Source organism: Paenibacillus sp. BGI2013 (assembly GCF_002843485.1).
Taxonomy (GTDB): Bacteria; Bacillota; Bacilli; order Paenibacillales; family Paenibacillaceae; genus Paenibacillus; species Paenibacillus amylolyticus.
In genome coordinates this window covers 593,829-615,515 of the sequence record NZ_PJFA01000002.1, presented here as the reverse complement: position 1 = coordinate 615,515, position 21,687 = coordinate 593,829, and the positions used below count along the sequence as shown (strand labels likewise).

Annotated in this window: 16 protein-coding genes; 5 read left to right on the top strand and 11 right to left on the bottom strand. The window is 47.9% G+C overall.

The window, feature by feature from the left end:
- Positions 1 to 19 precede the first annotated feature (19 nt).
- The 6 genes from CXK86_RS06500 to CXK86_RS06475 form a co-directional block, all read right to left on the bottom strand.
- A complete protein-coding gene (locus CXK86_RS06500) occupies positions 20 to 847 on the bottom strand; it encodes a carbohydrate ABC transporter permease (RefSeq protein ID WP_047840740.1) in 828 nt (275 codons plus the stop codon).
- On the bottom strand, positions 844 to 1,728 hold the full coding sequence (locus CXK86_RS06495) for a carbohydrate ABC transporter permease (protein ID WP_017691891.1): 885 nt from the start codon (positions 1,726 to 1,728) through the stop codon (positions 844 to 846). The genes CXK86_RS06500 and CXK86_RS06495 overlap by 4 nt, the downstream gene beginning before the upstream one ends.
- 179 nt (positions 1,729 to 1,907) lie before the next feature.
- Positions 1,908 to 3,188 (bottom strand): ABC transporter substrate-binding protein, encoded by a 1,281-nt coding sequence (locus CXK86_RS06490; RefSeq protein WP_047840742.1) that lies wholly within the window; start codon positions 3,186 to 3,188, stop codon positions 1,908 to 1,910.
- 138 nt (positions 3,189 to 3,326) lie between these two features.
- Positions 3,327 to 4,445 (bottom strand): response regulator, encoded by a 1,119-nt coding sequence (locus tag CXK86_RS06485; RefSeq protein ID WP_256720169.1) that lies wholly within the window; start codon positions 4,443 to 4,445, stop codon positions 3,327 to 3,329.
- On the bottom strand, positions 4,442 to 6,232 hold the full coding sequence (locus tag CXK86_RS06480) for a sensor histidine kinase (RefSeq protein WP_076253651.1): 1,791 nt from the start codon (positions 6,230 to 6,232) through the stop codon (positions 4,442 to 4,444). The genes CXK86_RS06485 and CXK86_RS06480 overlap by 4 nt, the downstream gene beginning before the upstream one ends.
- Positions 6,233 to 6,540: 308 nt before the next feature.
- The gene (locus tag CXK86_RS06475) at positions 6,541 to 8,544 is read right to left on the bottom strand and encodes a beta-galactosidase (protein WP_076253652.1); all 2,004 of its coding nucleotides are present in this window, start codon (positions 8,542 to 8,544) and stop codon (positions 6,541 to 6,543) included.
- 275 nt (positions 8,545 to 8,819) lie between these two features.
- Between CXK86_RS06475 and CXK86_RS06470 the strand changes: the two genes are divergently transcribed.
- Positions 8,820 to 9,764 carry an AraC family transcriptional regulator gene (locus CXK86_RS06470; RefSeq protein ID WP_256720170.1) on the top strand — a complete coding sequence of 315 codons (945 nt, stop codon included), beginning with the start codon at positions 8,820 to 8,822 and terminating at the stop codon, positions 9,762 to 9,764.
- Here the strand turns inward: CXK86_RS06470 and mobA are convergent.
- Positions 9,734 to 10,363, bottom strand: a complete 630-nt coding sequence (mobA, locus tag CXK86_RS06465) for a molybdenum cofactor guanylyltransferase (protein WP_076253654.1) — start codon at positions 10,361 to 10,363, stop codon at positions 9,734 to 9,736. The genes CXK86_RS06470 and mobA overlap by 31 nt on opposite strands.
- 163 nt (positions 10,364 to 10,526) lie before the next feature.
- Here mobA and CXK86_RS06460 point away from each other — a divergent pair, with 163 nt between their 5' ends.
- Entirely contained in the window at positions 10,527 to 11,720 is a 1,194-nt protein-coding gene (locus tag CXK86_RS06460; protein ID WP_047840746.1) for an MFS transporter, read from the top strand.
- A 689-nt stretch (positions 11,721 to 12,409) separates the two neighbouring features.
- Here the strand turns inward: CXK86_RS06460 and CXK86_RS06455 are convergent.
- Positions 12,410 to 14,143 (bottom strand): glutamine--tRNA ligase/YqeY domain fusion protein, encoded by a 1,734-nt coding sequence (locus CXK86_RS06455; RefSeq protein WP_076253655.1) that lies wholly within the window; start codon positions 14,141 to 14,143, stop codon positions 12,410 to 12,412.
- Positions 14,144 to 14,402: 259 nt separating this feature from the next.
- Here CXK86_RS06455 and CXK86_RS06450 point away from each other — a divergent pair, with 259 nt between their 5' ends.
- Both CXK86_RS06450 and CXK86_RS06445 read left to right on the top strand, forming a co-directional pair.
- A complete protein-coding gene (locus CXK86_RS06450) occupies positions 14,403 to 14,666 on the top strand; it encodes a DUF2164 domain-containing protein (RefSeq protein ID WP_076253656.1) in 264 nt (87 codons plus the stop codon).
- A 48-nt stretch (positions 14,667 to 14,714) separates the two neighbouring features.
- On the top strand, positions 14,715 to 15,263 hold the full coding sequence (locus CXK86_RS06445) for a GNAT family N-acetyltransferase (protein WP_036612698.1): 549 nt from the start codon (positions 14,715 to 14,717) through the stop codon (positions 15,261 to 15,263).
- Positions 15,264 to 15,376: 113 nt separating this feature from the next.
- On the opposite strand, the gene CXK86_RS06440 is transcribed toward CXK86_RS06445, so the two are convergent.
- Together CXK86_RS06440 and CXK86_RS06435 are read right to left on the bottom strand one after the other, a co-directional pair.
- Complete coding sequence (locus CXK86_RS06440) at positions 15,377 to 16,165, bottom strand: SDR family oxidoreductase (protein WP_076253657.1); 789 nt, start codon at positions 16,163 to 16,165, stop codon at positions 15,377 to 15,379.
- Between the two features lie 27 nt (positions 16,166 to 16,192).
- Positions 16,193 to 16,693 (bottom strand): GNAT family N-acetyltransferase, encoded by a 501-nt coding sequence (locus CXK86_RS06435; RefSeq protein WP_076253658.1) that lies wholly within the window; start codon positions 16,691 to 16,693, stop codon positions 16,193 to 16,195.
- A 265-nt stretch (positions 16,694 to 16,958) separates the two neighbouring features.
- Here CXK86_RS06435 and CXK86_RS06430 point away from each other — a divergent pair, with 265 nt between their 5' ends.
- Positions 16,959 to 18,158 (top strand): methyltransferase domain-containing protein, encoded by a 1,200-nt coding sequence (locus CXK86_RS06430; protein WP_076253659.1) that lies wholly within the window; start codon positions 16,959 to 16,961, stop codon positions 18,156 to 18,158.
- Positions 18,159 to 18,237: 79 nt separating this feature from the next.
- Here CXK86_RS06430 and CXK86_RS06425 read toward each other — a convergent pair whose 3' ends face one another.
- Entirely contained in the window at positions 18,238 to 21,630 is a 3,393-nt protein-coding gene (locus CXK86_RS06425; protein WP_101313533.1) for a GH36-type glycosyl hydrolase domain-containing protein, read from the bottom strand.
- Positions 21,631 to 21,687 lie beyond the last annotated feature (57 nt).

The window sequence follows — 21,687 nt, the reverse complement described above, 5'->3', positions numbered from 1 at the left end:
TGGGATACTTTCGAATGTTTTACCCTTTTACCGCACCCTCCGCAATACCCTCCATGATGAACTTTTGGAAGAACGCGTATATCAGAATAACCGGAATCGCAGTCAGTACTAAGGATGACAGAATCAACGGCCATTCCTTGTTGTATTCCCCAAACAGCATGTTCGTGGACAGAATCAGCGTATAACGATTCACATCGGTCAACATGAGTAGTGGCAACAAGAAGTCATTCCAGATCCACAGGAAGTCCAGAATCGCGATGGTGACTGTGATCGGCAGCAAGAGTGGGAAGATAATCTGGAAGAATGTCTGGAACTCATTACATCCGTCCATCTGAGCTGATTCTTCCAATTCACGCGGAATGGACTTCACAAACCCGTGATAGAGGAAGATTGCCATGTTCACGCCAAGTCCGATATAGATCAGGGCCAATCCGTACGTGCTTCCCTGTACACCCATGCCTTTGGCTACCCGTGTCAGCGGAATCATGATCGAGTGGAACGGTACCAGCATGGACGCAACAAACAGGAAGAAGATCAGGTTGCTCAAACGGCCTGAGGTACGTGACAGCTTGTATCCCGCAAGTGAGGCACAGAAGACGATACCACCGATCCCCAGAAAGGATACAATTGCCGAGTTCATGGAACTGCCCAACAGATTGATTTTGTTAAACGCGTCCGAATAATTCTCCCAGTGCAACGTTGTTGGCAGCGCGAGAAAAGATTGGAACATCTCACCCTGTGTTTTGAAAGAGTTCACAACCGCCATGTAGATCGGCAGCATGGCGACGAGAGAGCCCAGAATCAGCAGCAGTCGAATCAGATAACTGTTCAGTCGTTGCATCCTCATGCTTCCACCTCTTTCTTCTTCATGACGGTGATCTGGATGAGTGTAAAGATGAGTACGATGATGAACAGCACAACCGATTTGGCACTCGCATAGCCGTATCTGAAGTTGTTGGAGAATGCTTCTTCATAGATGTTCATCGTGATCACCTGCGTGGCCCGACCCGGTCCGCCACCAGTCAGTCCATATACCACTTCGAACACTTTGAATGCTCCGTTCAGCGTCAGGAAGAAACAGATGGTCACGGCATGAGTAATCATTGGCAACACCACATTGCGCAGTACCTGGAATGCGTTGGCCCCATCAATAACAGCCGCTTCTTTGAGACTTTTCGGCACACCCTGGAGAGCAGCCAGATAGATGATCATCATATACCCTACACCGTTCCAGAGCGATACGATCAGAATGGAGTAAAATGAAAACTTCGGATCACCCAACCATTGCTGGTCGAGGAACGAAAAAGCCAGTTTCTCTGCGAGCTGTGGCAGCACCTGAGAGAAGATGAAGGTCCACATGAAAGCACTGATGATTGTACTGATCATGTTAGGCATGAAGAACAGCGTCCGGAAAAGCCCTTTGCTGCGCGTTCGTGACTCAATCAACACAGCGAGCAGCAAGGCAATTCCATTTTGCAGAATCAGCATAAATATTACATATTTCATCGTGAACCACAGAGAGTTCAGAAAGTCTGGATCTTCTTTGAACAATTCCACAAAGTTACCCAGACCGATAAAGCTGTAATCCCGATTGAGTCCGTTCCAATCCGTCAGACTATAGAACATGCCACTAAACGTGGGATACAGCAGGAAAATCGCATAGATGACAAAGGCAGGCGCAGTGAACGCGAGCAGTGACAGATACTTCTTGAACACATTCGTAGCCATTGGTTCTCCCCCTTTTCACTCGAAGCGGATGATTGTAAACGAGGGAACGAAGAACGTTCTGCCTGCCGTATCATCTGCTTGGAGACTGTGACGAAACAAAGTACCGCTAATTTGTTGACAAAACTCTCAGACCGTTGAGATTTGCCAACAAAAGCGGATACTCCATTCCTCACAGCTCCTTACTTGTTGACTTTGTTGTAGGATTTCCACGCCTTGTCGAGCGCATCGATAACCTGCTGTTGATTTAATTGCCCAGAGTAGTAGCCTTGCAACGCTTTGCCTGACTCGTCTTTCACCGCTTGAGGGAGGGATGGGTCCTCATAAGCTTTACCTTCACTCACATATTTCTGGGCATCGTCTACCCATGGGAAGCTCTTGAAGTCATGGATCTTGGCAATCGGATTGAACTTGAGTGCTTCGAAGAATGCACTTGAATCCTTGTCATCGAGAATGTAGTTCACGAAATCGAGTGCCACTTCTTTGTTTTTGCTAGATGACGATACTGCCAGTGAAGTGGAGGTGCTCAGATTGATTTTGGTATCATCCGGATTGTCATTGATCGGCATTGGTGCTACACCAAAGTTCAAGTCCGGGTTGGACTTCAGAATGGTTTCGGCAAACCATGGTCCCTGAATCCACATCGCTGCGCTTCCAGATGCGAAGGCTGCTGAACCATCATCTCCGCCCACTTCCAGCGCTTTGTCCGTTCCATTGGCATTGACGAGATCGAAGATATCGAACAATGCTTTCATATCGGAGAAGGAGCCCTGATCCTGATTCATCTTCTCCACGAAGTCTTTGTGCTCCGACTGAGTTAATGCACCCACGGTAAGTGGCAGGAATAATTGCGGAATCCAGGCTTCTTTGTAGGACAGTTCAAACGGTGTAATGTTGGCTGCTTTGAGTTTCTCCACGACCGCTTTCATTTCCGTTAACGTCGTTGGCACTTCCAGCCCTTGCTCTTCAAAAATATCTTTATTGTACAGATAGCCCCATGATACTGTTTCCAATGGAATAGCTACGATTTTACCCTCCGCATCCGTTATGGAAGGTTTAACCGAATCCAGCAGCTTATCGACAAAAGGTTGGCCCGACAGGTCTTCCAGATAACCAGCTTTGCTGAATGGTGGAATCTCATTGACTGCATGCAGGGCGAACACATCCGGTGCATCATTGGAGGCGAGGCGAGTCTTCAGAATCTGAGGTGCATTGTCCGCAGGCGGCATCTCCAGTTGCACGTTCACTTCAATGTTTTTCTCTGCTTTCTCCTTGGCTTTGAACTGTTCTATATATTTATCGTAATGTTCTTTCAGCCGAGGTTGTGCAACGAATACTTTGAGTGATACCGTGCTGCCTGATGCGGATTCCTCCTGCCCATTGTCCGTTCCTGCATTGGAACCGCAACCTGCGAGCAGAACACTGACCAGTACCGCACTTGCTACGCTTTTCCATACTTTCATCTCTTATGACCTCCCGGTGTGTAACTGGTTTGTCTTTCATAGGCTCATTATATATCAGAAAATGAAAGCGCTTCATTGGACAAAATTAGAGTTGTGTATTGGATTATTTTAAACCTTAATCCTGCCGCAAATGCTCTCTCAAACGTCTAATTCCGTACTACTGCCTGATTTACCTGCTATACGAGCCTGTCCCTTCCGCATCTCCCCTGGAGAAACTCCGAAATGCTTCTTGAAAACACGATAGAAGTAGGACACATCTTCATAACCCGCCATCTCGGCAATATGCTTGAACGGAATCTGTTCATCCATCACCCATTCTTTCGCTCTCGTCATACGTAATTGGACAACATAGTCGGTCACATTCACCTCATACTCTTTCTTGAATACCTTGCTGAGATATTCCTTACTGACAAAAAAGATCTGGGCGAGCTGCTCCAGGGTAATCATCTCCATACAGTGCTGCTCCATGTATTGCTTCACCTCATTCAGGTTCAGCTTATTCTTGAACTTACGCTGCGCAATCAGCTGCTCCAAAGCTTGATAGTACGGAGTCGAAATCCATGCGATCGTGGATTCAATGGAAGCCAGCGCAGCCGCAGGAGGTAGCGCCGTTGCTTCGGGCCGCTCGTACAAGCCATTGGAGACGCACAACTCATCCAGCAAAGCCTGTAATTCATGAGCCACCCGCCCAAGCTGCCGAGGTCTGTTAATCTCGCATCGTTCCAGCTTCTGCTGTAATTGCTGGAACCACTCACGCAGACTCTGACCGTTCAGGTCATTAAACCGCAGGCGGGCCTGCTGCTGAAACAGGGAGAACTCACCTGCGAACGAAGATGGGTACGATTCCCACGATTCAGGTGCTGATTCAACCTTTTCCAACTCCCTTGCACATTTAGCAAGTACACCATTCAGTTCATCCGGATTCACCGGTTTGAGCAGATAATCTGCAGCCCGATGGCGGAGCGCATGTTTTGCATAATTGAAGTCATCATATCCGCTCACCACGATCACCTTGATCTGTGGGTACTGTCCGCTCATTGTCTGTAACAGTTCCACACCGTCTGTACCGGGCATGCGCATGTCCGTAATGATAATGTGAGGCTGATGCTGCTTGACCAGTTGAATGGCCTGCTCGCCATCCTCTGCCTCACCTGCAACGGTCATGCCAAGTTCATTCCAATCTCCTAGGTTGCGCAAAATATCCCGGTTCCACGGTTCATCGTCCACCAACAGCACTCTGTACAGTTCCTTGTTCACAAGGCTTCGCCTCCTGTATTGCAGGGGATTCGTACCGTAACGCTTGTCCCCTGTCCGTATTCACTTTCTATGCTCATCCCATATTCAGGTCCAAAATGCATTACCATTCGTGAGGCCGCATTGACCAGTCCAATACTTGTACCTGAACTCCACACCCGATCAGCCTGCCGGGTAAGCCGCTCCAGTCTGGACTGCATCTCCGTTAGTTTCTCAGCATCCATACCCACGCCGTTATCACAAATTCGAATGGTTACATCTGTAGGTTCACAGACGACCTTAATACCCAGCTTCCACTCGCCCTGTTTCTTCTCCAGACCATGCAAAAATGCATTCTCCACAATGGGTTGCAAAGACAACTTGGGGATATAACACGCCCGAAGTTCTCCGGTGATTTCCAGTGTATATTCAAGCCTGCCGGCAAAACGCTGCTTCTGAATCAGCATATAATGCTCCAGCTGGTCCAGTTCAGCCTGTAGAGGGACAAGTCCATCCGGCGCTCGCACAATATAACGAAACATCTCGCTCAAGGCTCGAATGACTTTGTAACTGTCTGCCGGTTTTTGCGAGTAGACCATGCCGCCAATCATCTGCAACGTATTTTGCAGGAAATGCGGATGGATCTGGGATTGCAGTGCTTTGAGCTCGGCCGTCTGCTTCTCCAGATTCATCAGGTAGTTGTCGCGAATATGTTCCCGAATACGACTAGCCATGCCGTGCAGATTTTTCTCCAGCAGACCAATCTCATCTACCCGGCCACTTCGCACCACTTCCCTGTCCTTGATCAGTTGAATACCCTTCATAGAATTTGCCAGTCTGACAATGGGCTTTGATGTGCGCCAGGCCACCAGCGCAGCTAGTCCCACAGATATGACAGTGGCCAGGCCACCCACAACCAATCCGTATTTCATCGTTTCCAAGGCACTTTCGTTAACAACATGGGCAGGTACAATCTTGATCACACGCAGTCCTGACGGCTCGATGGAGTGAAAGAATACATATTCTTTGGCTGTACGGATAAACCCCGAACTTTCTTTTGTGCCTGCCAATTTCTCCAGTGCTTCCGCTGAAGGCTGAATCTCTTGGTTTGGCTGATAGACCGGACTGCCCGTGCTGTCAGCAATGTATACCGCATAGTCACCCCGGCTATCCAGCAGCTCCAGGGTCTGGTTGAACTCAGCCCACTTGACCTCCAGACTGATGGCGCCGATCTGTGCCTGATCCTCGAAGCGGTTCATGCTGCGGGTCATGTGAAACTTTTGCGGATCGTCCGGATCATTGATAATCGTAAAATCTTTATGTTGTGCAAAAAGCTCATGATATCCTTCCGGTATTTCCGATACCGCTTTGATGCGAGAATCCATCGAGTTGAAGGTGAACAAGGTGTCCAATTCCTTCAGGTACAGTTCAACGCCAAATACATAATTGCCAGCAGAATAGTATACACTGTTCAGCATATTGAACATGGCCTTCTGTTCATCGAATCGGCTGGCCGCCGGCGCTTCCTCGTTCAACGCCAGATATTGATGCAATTCGTCACTGATCTGAATCGAATAGATAATGTTGTTCATGCGCGCGAACTGTTCACCCAGATAGATGGAGGCCCAGTTCATATTGGCTCGGTTGGTCTCCATAATCTCCTCTTCCATGGAAGAGCGGGTATTCTCAGCAGCCATAGCGGTCATGGCAATGACGGGCAGAACGGCCAGCAGCGTCATGGTAAGAATCAATTTATTGCGAATGCTACGTTTGAAAGGATCTATCAGCTTCCGATAACATTCGGTAAACACAGCGCATCCACTCCTGAGCTAAAATAGACAAACGCCCCAGCATGGAAGCTGAGGGCGCTTTGGTCTTTATATTCGTTTGGAAATGTTAAAATATCACGTTATACAATAGAATGAATGGTTACACGAGATCACTACGTGGTCAGAACAACCCTCTGATCGCTGTTATCACCGGATTTTTTTGATTCCCTTTTCTAAGGGGAAAATCCAGTGATAAAGGCGAACGCTCCGCTTCCTCAGGTTATTTCTGCCCTCTCCGTTAACGTGCACATGTTAAATTCAACTTATATACCTATATTTATTATTTCCTATTATTGTTCAATGATCCGTATGCCCCATGGCTCCAGTTCGATCTTCTCTCCTTCAGCAATCGGGGTTCCTGCCAGAAGTTCAGTTCCTTTTCCATAAGCATTCACGAAAGATGTTGCCTCATTCGCATAATTGAAATAGTAGCGAATCGTGTTCCCCTGATCGTTCACACCTGTCTTCACAATGATAGGAAAAGCCAGCTCCTGATCCGCTCCCCATACGCCCGCTTCCTTCATGACACGTTCCAACAACTTACGGATCACCGCAGAACTGGTATAACAGCCGACATAGGTTGCTTTGCCTTCTCCATAGGCATTCTGGGTAATTGCCGCATATTCACCCCAATGTGGATGATCATACCAAGCGAGTACTTCAGCCGTTGTTGGTGTAATCAGTTCCATCCAGGTGTGAATCTGGTTCTGCTCCTCACCAACCTCGAATGGATCATTGCGCAGCGAAACATGTTTTGGCTCTACAAAAAGGTTATAACTGATCCCGCAGGCCTCACTAATCAGGCCGGGCTGGCGGGTAGAGCGTACCTTGATATGCTCATTTGCAAATCCGCTTTTGAACGAGTAGACGATATGTCCGCCATCCTCTACGAATTGATTTAATTTTTCCAGCAATGCATCCGAAGCAGCATACAGAGCAGGTACAACGAGCACATCATACTCCGTATAACTCTCAACCGATGGGTCGATGAGGTCACAGCCAATGTTCATTTTATACAATTCATCGTACATCCAGCGCACCACGTCATTGTAGTTCTTGTCACTGGTGAAGTTAAACCCAAACCATTTGATTGATGTCAGTGCCTCATTGCTGAACAGCACAGCCACCCGATTCGTTTTCTTCAGATTCACGAGCTTTGGACTCAGCCTTGCAAAATCCCTGCCAATGGTCTTCGCTTCGTTGTACACCGGATTCGGTTCAAAGTCATGACTGAGCAATCCTTTCCAGTACGTCTCAAACGAATTGTGCAACGAATGCCAGTGCCAGTAGGCAACCATATTCGCTCCTGATGCCAGATGACTGAATGCCTGCAAGCGCAGCTGCCCCGGATAGGGAACCCAATGCCAGAAAGCCTGCGCTTCGGTCTCCAGTACCAGATAATTCGATTGTTTGGTCGAACGCGCCACATCCCCGCCGAATGAAATTTCAATGCCCGTCAGATCATCTTGGGAAGGATGGTAGATGTCCACACTGGTGATGTCAAAAGGTTTCGATGCGGCAAAATGGTCCACATCCCCTTGAATGCCGTAGGAATATCCACGCCAATCGAAGTCAAAGTTCTGGGTAACAAACTGTCCTTCCTGTTTGTATTCATTCACGATCCCCACTTGCCAAGCCAAAAAATTGGTTACCAGCAGACGCTGGAACTTGGCAAACTCAGCGCCCAGACTGCCGTTAATCGTTCCTACAACAGACGGAAAGTCCTCCCAGCTATTGATCCGATTGCTCCAGTAATCAAGGCCAAATTCCTTGTTGAGTTCATCCAGAGAACTGAACTTGTTACGCATGTATTTCACGAATTGCAGTTGTACATTATCTCCAGCCGTATTGTAATGCTTCGTCTCGTTATCTGTCTGATAACCGATTACCGCTGGATGTGTGCTTACCCGAGAGATCAGCTTGCGGATGATCCGCTCGGCATAGAATAGATAGGTTGGATGTGTAATGTCCATGATCTGTCTTGCGCCATATTTGCCAGGTCCCTGTGAGGTTGTAGCCAGAACGTCCGGATGTTCCTTGACCATCCACGTTGGAACAGCATACGTTGGTGTGCCAACGATAACCTGAATCCCTGCCTCATGCATGGCATCCAACACGCGGTCTACGGAAGAGAAGTCAAATACACCATTCTGCGGTTCATGGGTACTCCAGGTTGATTCTGCAATGCGGACCACGTTGATCCCTGCATCCTTCATCATCTGAATGTCCTTGTCCAATCTTTCGTAGGGCATATATTCATCATAATAAGCTACGCCATATAATAATTTGTCCATGATTTAATCTCCTTTTTAGGTGGAAAATATAATGATCTTGACGTGTGCAAGAGTTGACATATTCCAATCCATAATGGTAGCGTTTACATTAATGTCGGTTAAAGAACTTGGATTGTTCAGCAACCACTTCAAACGCTGATGTGTTAAGTGGATTAACCATGCTCACGTTAAACTGATTATAATGAAGTATACTACGGGTGCCGATTGTATAAGGCAAGTTGTTTTTACCCTTTTCCGAGGTGAATGTTATGGATATCCGATCACAGCTCCGAGAAATGCCACATCATACGCTGGCCCACTGGCTGCCTATTATCGACTGTAACATCAAATTCTATGGTGCGCACAGCCAACAAGTACCCTATGGATGGGCGATGCCGGAAGAATCACATCCGGGCTTTGAGATTATGTTGATCATCGAAGGTACGCAGGAGAGTGTGATTCATGGTTATACCTATACCGTGGAGGAAGGTTCCATTCTTCTCATTCCTCCCGGGTTCAAACATACAAATCAATGTGTATCCACGGAAGGCATGACTTATTTTAGCGCTCACTTTAATGTGGATGATCCGGTCTTCACCCTGAAGCTGATGTCACAGCACAGCCGAATCTACGCAGCAGGTACGGCTGATAATGGGAAAATACGCGTTGTGCTGGAGAGTTGGATGGGGATGATTAACGTATCTGAAGCCTACACGTCCACTGACAAAATGATCATGCAGGCACGCATGTTTGAACTGTTCGCCCTGTTGTCCCAAGCCGCTGACAATGAACCGGAGTCCACCCCTTCCGTTGCTGCTTCACATGCACCAGCTCCAACAGCCATGCATTATGCGGGAGCTATAGCAGAGGCAATCAAGCAGGCATTCCATGCCCAGCTTCGAACCAAGGAAAGCAGCGTATCCACGGTCAAAGTAGAGCAGATTATATCCTCGTTTGGCATCAGCCCGGGATATGGTCTACAGGTCTTTCGCAAGGTGTACGGACGATCGCCCAGGGCTTACCTGTCCAGCTTGAAGTTGCAGGAGGCCAAAGTGCTGATCGAACAACCAGAGCTGTCGCTCGGGGAAATTGCGTGGAAGCTAGGTTACACCCATCTGTCCCATTTCAGCAGACAATTCAAACGTTGGACAGGCCAAAGCCCGCTTCAATATCGCAATCATCATGCAGATGCATCAGGTAATCCTGTATCCTACAGATCGGAATCGAGTCCAGAATCTTGATTACGGATACGTTCGTACTCTTCCGGCGTGTTCATATTACTCATTTGCATCGCTACTTGATGAACGCCCGCTCTTTCAAGCTCTTCCGCTTCGACATAACAGCAACCGATCTCTTCAAGCCATCGCATGACTCGAAGATGATCCTGTATCAGACGCTGCTCCAGATCAGGGAGCACTCGTATGTGGTAAGCCCCTGCAAGAGGGTGGACATGTCCATCCACGCGTGGAACGATAGCAGAATAAGAGTCATGCGACTCGGCCAGCTTTTTTATCCCATCAAAAAAAGACGTTTGCAGGAGCGGCATATCGCAGGCGCAGACTAGATTCCATTCCGTACCGGAAGCCTCCAGTGCCGCGTGAAGACCGGCGAGTGGCCCCTTCCCCGGATAGTGATCCTGAACGCATTCGTAGCCCATTGTACTGTAGGTTGTCACATTGGGTCCGGCAGCCACGATGATACGGGATACAGCGGGTCTCATGGCATTTGTGACATGTTGCAGTATAACGGAACCGTTCAGTTCCAGCATGGCCTTGTTGGTCCCCATGCGACTGGATAAACCTCCTGCCAATATGATGCCTGTCCATTCACGCGTGTTCATGTTGTTATCCTCCCTCCTGGTAACGATATGTGTTTGACTACATCAATTTCAAAACGTTCGCTATGCATTGAATCCCCTTTCAACAAATGATACATTGAACAATATGCATTTGAAAGGAATGGCTTAATTGGACAGACCTGCACCTTCAAGAGGCAATCCCTCATTGGTTTCTCTGAAACTATATAACTTTTTCATATATGGAGCCATCTCGATCTTTGCCGGATTCCTGCAGTTGTATCTGCAAGAGATTGGTATGACCAAACTGGAGATTGGCAGTCTCATGGCGATTGGACCCTTTGTATCCTTGTTTGCCAACCCGTTCTGGGGTTTCTGGAGCGATAAATCTCGCAACATTCGTATCATTCTAATGATTATGATGGGAGGCACATTTGTGCTCGCCCAGGGTGTATTCTATGCGCCCACTTATACATGGATCTATGTAGCCATGATTTTCTTTTATTTTTTTCAAAGTCCATTATTTGCTCAAACTAATAGCCTGATTCTCGGATATATCGATGGGACAAACCAAAAATTTGGATCATTCCGGCTCTGGGGTTCACTCGGTTGGGCACTGACTGCCGTCGCAGCCGGACCGCTCATTGACCGTTTTGGCATCGGCAGTGTATCCATTATATTTGCGTGCATGATTGCCACCGCCTTTGTATTATCCGTATTTCTGCCTAGACAGCCAATCGCTTCGGATACACCCGTGGTTACTTTTCGGCGGTTTGGCAAAGTCATGTTCAATCCGTATTTTATGGCATTTATCGGCCTGGGTGTACTCGTATCGGTGCCTAATGCCATGAATAGTACGTTTATGTCGCTATACATAGTAGAGATGGGTGGCGATAAACAGATGGTCGGCTGGGCCATCTTCACCTCATCCATTCTCGAAGTCGGCGTATTCCTGCTGCTTGACCGCTTGCTCAAACGCAAAATGAGCATGCTCTTGGCATCTCTCATTCTGATCAGTGTGCTGTTTGCACTTCGCTGGCAGCTCATGGCACTGGCTAACAACCCACTGGAGATTGTATTCATTCAGTTGATGCACTCCATTACGTTTGGTGGATACTTCTATGTAGGCACACAGCTGACCATGCTGTTTATCCCAAGACCTTATCGTTCCTCCGGACAAGCGGTGTATACGATGGCCTGGGGCGGTCTCTCCGGCGTCATTGCCGGTCTGTTCGGCGGCTGGTTGTTCCAAAGCTTCGGTGCAGAAATCATGTATAGCATTGGCGTATTCTTCTCGCTCATCGGCGCTGTCGGATTTAGCATCATGTGGTTATCGAATCGACGTAACGGCTATCAGCCAGTTGTATTAACGGAGATGGGTAATATGGATGAGGACCGATAATCTTTTGTTAGAAAAAGTTGAAGGATTTCCACTGGAGCACTACGAGGACAGAAGAATCTTTCGATCGCTGTTATCCACGGATTTTTTTGATTCCCTTTTCAAAGGGTAAAATCCGGGGATAAAGGCGACCGCTCCGCTTCTCCAGCTTTCTTCTGTCCTCTCCGTTATGGTGTAAATAAAACGTTCAAACATTCAGACAAAAGATTAATCATAGGTGCAGTAAAGAGGAAGGCGTCTAAGGTTTGTTGCTCCTAACGAACCTTAGACGCCTTATTTGCAGCAATTTCACGAAATTCTAAAGCTAAGGAATCTCAGCCACGTTATTTCGCGTAAAAGACGCTGAAAACCCCAAAAAGACAGGCCGAACGAGGAAATAAGGTGTCTACGATTCATTACGTTGCTGGAATGTCCAAATACACTTAAATAACGTGTCTTCGGTTCGTTAGATTCTTGCCTCATACGCACATCTATGGCCTTAGCTCATTATCATGTTCATGTTCATGTTCATGTTCATGTTCATGTTCATGAGAAATTGTATTACTACGTCTAAAACTGGACCTGGCTAGACCCAGAAAAACAAAAAGGGCATCCTTCGCCATGATCATGACGAAAGATGCCCTCCCTTTAACTTATAACTTGGCTGCTTACCAGCACTCTGATGAACAAGCCATAAATTTCATCCAGCGGCCTTATGCCTTCGGCAGTTGGAACGAGCTTTTCAGGGATACGACCCGGTTAAATACCGGACGTCCTGGCTCGGAATGTTTCGGATCTACACTAAAGTAACCGTGACGGAAGAATTGGAATTTATCCTGAGCATTCGCTTCTTTCATCTCTTGTTCCACATACCCATTAACAATCTCAAGGGAGTTCGGGTTCAATTGATCCAGGAACGTTTTCTCCGGTTGCTCTTCCACAACCTCAGTTTCAGCCCCAGCTACTGCTACTTCGACCTCTGCTTCTGGTGCTTCATCCAGGATCAACGGCTCATACAGACGGAATTCAGCAGGTACCGCTTGAGTCGCTTCTACCCAGTGGATTGTTCCTTTGACTTTACGGCCAGTGAAGCCACTGCCGCTCTTCGTCTCTACATCATAGGTACAATGAATCTCGGTCACATTGCCTGCTGCATCTTTGATCACATCGTTACATTTAATGAAGTATGCATGTTTCAGACGAACTTCGTTGCCAGGGAACAAACGGAAATATTTGTTCGGCGGATTTTCCATGAAATCGTCTTGTTCGATATAAATCTCACGGGAGAACGGAATTTGGCGATTACCCATCTCTGGGTTCTCCACATTGTTCTCTGCTTCAAGCCATTCCACTTGTCCTTCAGGATAGTTGGTGATGACCACTTTGAGTGGGTGCAGAACAGCCATCGTGCGTGGAGCTTTCAGTTTCAAGTCTTCACGTACAAAGTGCTCCAGCGTTTGCAGATCGATAACTCCATAGTTTTTGGAAATGCCTGTCTCATATACAAAATCACGAATAGCTTCCGGTGTATAACCCCGGCGGCGCAGACCCGAAATCGTTGGCATGCGCGGATCATCCCATCCATCCACATGACCTTCGTCCACAAGCAGTTTCAGCTTCCGCTTACTTGTCACCATCTGGGACAGGTTCAGACGACCAAATTCATATTGATGCGGTTGGTTCTCCATCTCACACTCGGCAATAACCCAATCGTAGAATGGACGTTGATCCTCAAACTCCAGGGAACAGAGAGAGTGCGTCACACCTTCAATCGCATCTTCAAGCGGGTGAGCAAAGGCGTACATTGGATAGATACACCATTTGTCGCCCGTGTTATGATGATGTGCATGAGAAATCCGGTAAATAACCGGATCGCGCAGATTGATATTCGGTGCAGACATATCAATCTTGGCACGCAGCACTTTCTCTCCGTTCTTGAATTCACCTGCACGCATACGTGTGAACAGGTCGAGATTCTCTTCCACCGAACGATCACGGTACGGGCTGTTCTTACCCGGCTCCGTCAGCGTTCCGCGCATTTCACGGATTTCGTCGGCGCTTTGGTCGTCGATGTAGGCTTTACCTTTTTTAATCAACAAGACAGCACGGTTGTACATCTCGTCAAAATAATCCGAGGCAAAACGTTTCTCATTCCACTCGTATCCGAGCCATTTCACGTCTTCCTGAATCGATTGAACGTACTCTACATCTTCCTTGACCGGGTTTGTGTCATCAAAGCGCAGATTCGTTTTGCCGCCAAATTCGCCGCCCAGTGTAAAGTTAATCCAGATCGCCTTGGCATGGCCGATATGCAGATAACCGTTCGGTTCCGGAGGAAAACGGGTAATAACTTCCTGGACTTTCCCAGACCGGAGATCTTCGGTAATAATATTTTTGATAAAGTTAGGTGGGGTTGTACGATTGTCCACAGGTATCAAACCTTTCATGAATGGATTGGAGCCTTAGGGAATTGCAGCAATTCCGGCTATAATTCCTTAATAACGAAGTCATTTCCTGAAAAAATCTATTTTCTTGGAAAGTTTCGTACGCGTTTCATTTAAATATACCTTTAACGGGGGAGGAGTTCAATAAAGAACGGCACCAAAGTCAGGATAAGCCGTGCATAAATAGGCCCTAAACCATTTTGACGGGTTCGCTCGAATCATGTAGCATGATAGTAAAAACAAATTAAAGGGAGGGTTTCCCATTCCATCGAACTCGCTTAAACTGACCAAAGAACAGCAGGATGAAGCCATTCGCACCATCCAGTCGTATTTCGAAGAGGAACGTGGCGAAGAACTCGGCGATCTGGCCGCTTGGGGTGTCCTCGACCTGTTCATGACACAGCTCGCTCCCTACATATATAATCAGGCACTCCGTGACGCACGCACAACGGTCAATCAACGCATGGCCTCAATGGAAGAAGACCTGTTTGCACTGGAGCAAAAGTTGCCCAAGACCTCCCGTTAATCCACTACAAACCAAACCTATACTATACAAAGAAAGAAGGTTGCATTCATGTTTACCTATTCATTGGATGAATATACCGAACTCCGGCCACTGGCCATGGAACATACCAAACCGCTGTTTGAACTGACGGATCGCTCGCGGGATCAATTGAGACATTGGTTGCCGTGGGTGGATCATGTGACAGAAGTGGAACACACCTCGAACTTCATTACCAACGCGTTAAAACAAGGTGCCGAGAATGGCGGATTCACCGCCGGAGTATGGTCAAAAGGGGATCTAGCTGGCGTCATTGGATTCCACGAGATTAACTGGACCAACCGCTCGGTAAGCATCGGATATTGGCTTGGCAAAGGTTTTGAGGGTCAGGGCTTGATGACAAGCGCTTGTCGCGTTCTGGTTGATTATGCTCTGGTGACCCTGGACCTGAATCGCGTCGAGATTCGCTCGGCAACGAATAACAAACGGAGTCGTGCTATCCCTGAAAGACTCGGATTTGTTCTCGAGGGTGTCATTCGTCAGGCAGAGAAACTGCCTAAAGGTTACGTGAACCATGCGGTGTACGGCATGCTTCAGCATGAATGGGAACTCTTGCGCTAATTCGCCTACATAATAAATCGGAGTGATCTCTCCCAACATAATGAATCAAAACGAATACCCTCGATCTCCACGTAATGTGGTGACAGAGGGTATTTTATTGTATTCAATGACTTTTATAGTGCTCGGACCATACCACCATCCACGATCAATGAGGTTCCGGTAATGTACGTATTGGCTCCGGATAACAGGAATACAACCGCTTTGGCAAACTCCTCTGGTTGACCATAACGGCCCAGTGGAATCTCTTTACGGAATTGGTCAGATACCTCTTCCTCACTGATTCCATTCTGCTCAGCCCGTGCTGCATCCAGCTCACGTATACGGTCTGTTGCAATACGTCCTGGCGCCACCGTGTTGATCAAAATTCCGTATGGGGCCAGCTCTTGAGACAAGGTCTTCGCCAATCCAAACACGCCGGTACGGAACGTGTTGGACAGCACCAAACCCGGAATGGGTTGTTTCACTGAAGTTGAAGCGATATTGACAATGTGTCCTCCACTTTCTTTCATATAAGGAAGAGCACCGCGAATCAGCCTTACATAACTGAGTACATTTAATTCAAATGCACGTTCCCAATCCTCATCCGTCAGTGACTCAAATGAACCCGATGGCGGGCCACCCGAATTGTTCACCAGAATATCAATCTGTCCAAACATTTCTGCTGTCTTGTGAATCAGAGCCTCAATATCTTCCTTGCGTGTCACATCGGTTGCACAATATTCCACATGTCCGCCACCACCAAGCGCCAGAAGCTCCTGCTTCACTGCTGCGAGCTTTTCTTCGCTCCGGCTGGCAAGCATGACGTCAGCACCTTCTGCTGCCAATTGAGCGGCTACCGCTTTGCCCAGTCCTCGACTGGAAGCCAGCACCAATGCTTTTTTACCTTGAAGTCCCATATCCATCGTTGTTCCTCCTCCTCAGCTATGTTTCTATTTGGTCTGGATAAAATAACCCATAAGAATATCGTCCACATATTTGCCTCCGATATAAAACTCGGAAACCAACCTGCCTTCCGTCACAAATCCACACTGTGTATAAAACGTGATGGCTCCCGGATTGCTGGAAAGTACGCGCAGCCTGAGCTTGCGAACGCCTTGTTGGGCCGCATGCTGCTTAATGGCATCCATCAAAGCTGTGGCAACGCCACAACGCCGATCATGAGGATGAACCGCAATATGAATCTCGTAGACATGACGGTTGACGGGCATACCTGTGGCTGGATTAAAGCCCACATAACCACATACCCGCTCTCCCTGCACCGCAATCAATTGACTGCCTGGCGGGCAATGCTGCAGATATTGTTGTCTGGAACGCCATTGCATCGGTGCAGGAGAGGTGTATTTGTCCCATACCAGGGCATCCAACTCCATTAGCTGGGCTGCATCTTTAATCTCGGATGGACGAATCGTAAATGTATGGCTGGTAAGCATAATGATTCAACCTTTCGTGCTATAGTCGACAACGCTGTGCGTTACAACGTCGGGAAAGTTAAGAGAGTTAAGAACGTTGAGAAACTTAGGAATAGGAAGACATTGTTCGTTTACTCCACTATTTAAGTTTTTTGTTCTATATATTGTAGCATAGCCTCAGCTTTGACTAAAATTCCACTCGGTATTGAACCTTTTCGCAAAATGATAAACACTTAACCTTGCCGTAACGTCATGGTTTATACTGATTCGATAAGGAGGGGGATGCATGATGAACATCAAAGAGGCAGCAAGCAGGCTTGGTATATCGGCGAGAGCCATTCGTTTTTATGAGGAAAAAGGATTAATTCTCCCCGCCAAACAGTCCAGTAACGGGTATCGTACCTATACGGAGAATGATATCTGGCGGCTTCAGACCATTGCTGCGCTGCGTGAGATTGGCATGTCGCTACAGGATATTACACATGCGCTCGGAGAGATTGATCAAGGGAATCAGCAGCGGCTGGAAGAATATCTGGAGCTGCAACAGGCCGTCATGTATGCCCAGTGGATTGAGCTCAAACGTATGATGGATACAACCCAGCGCATGATTGACCTGAATCGTCAGGACGGCCCGTTGGATGTCAGCCATCTGCACGATCTCGCAGACAGTGCCCGTCGCCTGCGTGAAGCCCGGCAGAACTGGCATGATCGGTGGAATTATGACATGCAGGCAGACATCCATGATCAGCGAGTGCAGGCAGAAGGCAGAGTCAGTACTGAACACCCCAATTCAGAGGACAGGCATCATTCGGCCAACCCCTCGCCTATAAGCGATGAGAATGAAGTTTCACATCCAAACCATAATGCAGGTCATTCCACGCCGGGCGATTCCAATGATACGGTACAGTCTTCCTTTTATCTGTATCACAACTATGACGAAGCGCTCGAACAGACAGCTCAATGGATCTCTCCCGCCCTTGGTGAGAAAGGACTTGATATTGGTACAGGCACAGGTAATCTGGCTGGGAAACTGCTACAGCACGGCGCAGACATGACTGCAATCGACCAATCCCGGGAGATGCTGCGCAGATGTCGTACCAAATATCCTGAGATGCATGTGAAACTTGGTAATTTTATGGCGTTGCCTTTTACCGATCATTCCTTCGACTTTGTTGTATCCAGCTTTGCTTTCCATCATCTAAGTCCAGATCAGCAACTATTGGCTTTACAGGAGATGCAGCGGGTATTAACCTCGCGTGGACGTATCGGTCTAACGGATCTGATGTTTGTTGATGCGACTCACCGTGATTCCTATATTCGGCAGGCAGAAACCACAGGACACGAGGAACAGCTGCTAGCCTTACGCCAGCGTCACTTCCCTCTGCTGGATGAGCTATGCGGCTGGCTGGAGCAACAGGGCTACGTAACAAAACATGTGCGACATAATGAGCTGTTGTACACGTTGCTGGCGGTCCCGCTGCGCTAGTGGATTATGAGCATATGCCAAAAAGGCCATCCCGCCTTGATTAAAGGAGGATGACCTTGGTGTACATCATGCTATGAAATTACATATAGATATCAACAACCGTACGCTCAGTTTCACTGCGTGCTTGTCTGAACTCATCCAGTGAGATGCTTACTCCGCCTTGACGGTAACGGTTCGCTGTACGCTTGGTACGAATGTCCTTGCCATTCACCGCTACTCGGCTCACAGCACCTTCATTCAAGTGATAGATGAACGTCACCGGCTCACCCGCATACTCGAATTCGAATTGCATACCGTTCAGCTCAGCTGGCAATACCGGGTCAATGACCAGATCGCCGCCCTCTTGACGAATGCCAAGTGCATTGGAGATCAGCTGGTTCATGTAGATTCCAGGGCCGCTGGAGTAGATTCTCCATCCGCCTTTCACTTGTACAGTCCCTTTACGAAGTTGGTCAAAATGCTCCTGCGCCTCGTAACGTGTATTAAACTTGCCGTCTGAACTGCTGAAGTACGAGTTCGCTTGACGAATCTCCGCGTTAGGTACAACCTCGCCGATACCAACCGGGTTGATCATCGCGAGACCATTCCACACCTGATCTGTCTTACCGAGCTTCGCCATCGCTTCTACGTAACGGATATGGGCATGTACATATTGCAAACCAATCTCACGACCGAAGTTGGATGCTTGCTCTGCACGTTTGAAGTGTGTGCTTACACCACCAGCATATTGAGCTGGACGATTCATCAGACGCACGCCATCCGGGCATAGGAACTGTTCACGGATCAATGCGTAATGCGATTCTGCTTGCTCCGCATTCAGCAATTCACCGATCATGCTGCGCGTCATTGGCAACAGGCGATATTGAATGCCTGTCTCTGTGTCTGTTGGATGAAGCATCAGCTTCGCTTGGTCGGCTTCTTCCATGTATACAAAGCCTGGAATCACATCTGTGCCCAGCATGTAACGGTTAAAGTCCTCACGAATGCCTTGAGCCAACACGTCAAGCTCCTGTGCAAAGTCTGCATCCTTGAATTTCAGCGCTTGCGAGAGCACATTCACGGACTGATACGTCAATGCCACCGTCCAACTGCTCACCATGTATTGCTTCAGCTGTGCATTGGCTGGTTGGAGCGTATCATCCCAGTCGCCATCTCCATAGGAAGACAGGAACGTATCGTGCAGGAAGTGCGAACGGATATATTCGATCTCTTTTTTCGCGTGATCCAGTACCGTTGCCGTCTCTTCCGTGAACCCGAAGCTATGCTTGACGGTATAAGGTACTTTCTCATCCAGTATCGCATAGTCGCGAGTCGCTGTCAGGTAGTCCGCCAATACTTTCAAAGGCCAAACGATGATATCGCCATGACTTTCTTCCTGTTGAATCGCAAAGTATTTATCAAACATGAACCATTGCGGCCAGTTGCCATCATCTTCATATTGGTGGGTATAAACCATTTTGATGATATCGCGAACTTGCTCATATTTTTGCGTTGCCATAAAGTACTCCACTGGACCTTGGCACACATCTCGTGTACCCCAAGCCGCGCCACCGTACTGCTCCAAACCGTGAGGCACAGAATAGTGAACCAGCATATTGTGGGTGTACCACCAAGCCAGCGCATTTACTTTGAACAGATCCTCTGCACTCTGACCTTCTCCACGGGACAAACGGAACCCGTTCATCACACTTGCGAAGAACTCGCGGTATGCCTGCACTTCCTCTTCAAACGTCAGGCTTGAACCTGCTACCACTCCGCTGTCCGCTTGGCCTTCCAATACCCCTTGTACCTTCAGCGTCCATTCAGCACTTGCTTCCAGACTAAGCGTAACCAGTGATGCGGAACCACTGCGGATACCACTTGCCAGCAACGTTTCGTCCCCTACATTCACAGCTGCGCCATCCACCGACATGCGGTATTGCAGATCTGGGTACGTTCCTGCACTAATCGCTTGTGGATCAGCCTTGAAGATCAAAGTATCGCCATCCTGCGTCATATGCAGCGGATACTCGTATTCATTCACATTCATCGTAATCTGGTTTGTTACCAGGTAACGGTATGCTGTGCCACTTGTGGAGCGTACGTTCATGCTCACTTCGGTGGTGTGTGCCCCTGTATAGTTCGTCACGATGATCGTATCGGATGCCGTTTTGTAGATCCAACGTACATAGTTGAAGCCAATCTCGAACAGGGAAGGCATCGTCAGCAGACGATATTGTCCGTCCATTTCCACATAGATGCGTTGTCCCGCCGTTTTCGGCACGTTTAATGCATTGCGAGCATTACTGATCATTTTATTAAAATTGGTGTTACCAATAACGAGTTGTGAGTTGAAAATACCGTACATATACGATGTTGTCGTAATAACCTGTGCTCCAAGTTGCACGTTGCCACCACTCATCAGAATGTGACCATGCGGACGCTCCACAAGCAATTCTTTTGCTTTCAGAACGATATGCTCATAGCTGCCTGTGAAGAAGGACAACAGTTCCTCACCACTGTGCTCTTCCTGATGACGATCAGGGAACAGATCATGAATCTCATCTTGCGTCAGATCAAGTGTAACCAGTGGTTCACCCAGGAAGGAGGACAGTTTCACCTGTTCCAACGTATCACCATTTTCCACAGTCAGAGCCTGTACTTCATTCCATGCTGCGGTAACTTCATCTCCGAACTCCAGTGCAGAGATTCCTTCGGCATGATTAGGCTTCGCCAGTCCATAGAAGACCACCTGAGCTTCTCCGTTCAGATTCAGCAGTTCAGATTGCAATGCCGTATAGGCAAATTCATACTGATATGTCTCATTTGCCAGCGTTGGGTGAGTCAAGCTCTCTGGTTGATTCGTTTCCTTGTACGACAGACCGAAGAATTGGAATCCATCTGTGGAGTAACCAACTACTTTCGTCAGGGAACCTTGTTGCATATATGGAAATGCACCGCCCTGAGGCTGGTTTTGACGGGAACAAACGACATAGCCTTTCGCCTCATCTTCAAACACCGTATGGTCAATGTATTGTGACAGATAAGCCTCATTACTACGTACCGCACCTGGATCTGCAAGCCCAACATCCTGTCCGTATACCACATCTACGTTATGTTGTTGTCCTGTGAGCTTCACATCCCAGAACCATACACCTTGAGGTGTAGCTGTAAATACGACCTGATAGCCAATGCCTTTTTCGCTACCTTCCAGCTGGACTGTGCCCTCCCAGATCAACTGGTTGCTGAATTGTGCCTTGCTTGTAATCACCTTGCTGTTCGAACGTACACCGAGCAACGGGAACGAGCTGATATTCTCTCCCTCATGTACACGCAGGTACAGGTTGTTCAAAGATCCATCAATCTGGTTGCTGAGCAACTGGTTTAACATCGTTGTGCCGGATGTAGCTTGGTATAGGTCGCCACTATTCAAAAAGGTAAAGGATAACTCCCCGGCACTTAACCGGATCGGTTCATTAATCATCGTTGTCATAAGGTTCACTCCTTGAATTAGTTAAAATCGAAACGTTTCGATAAATCTGAAAAAGAA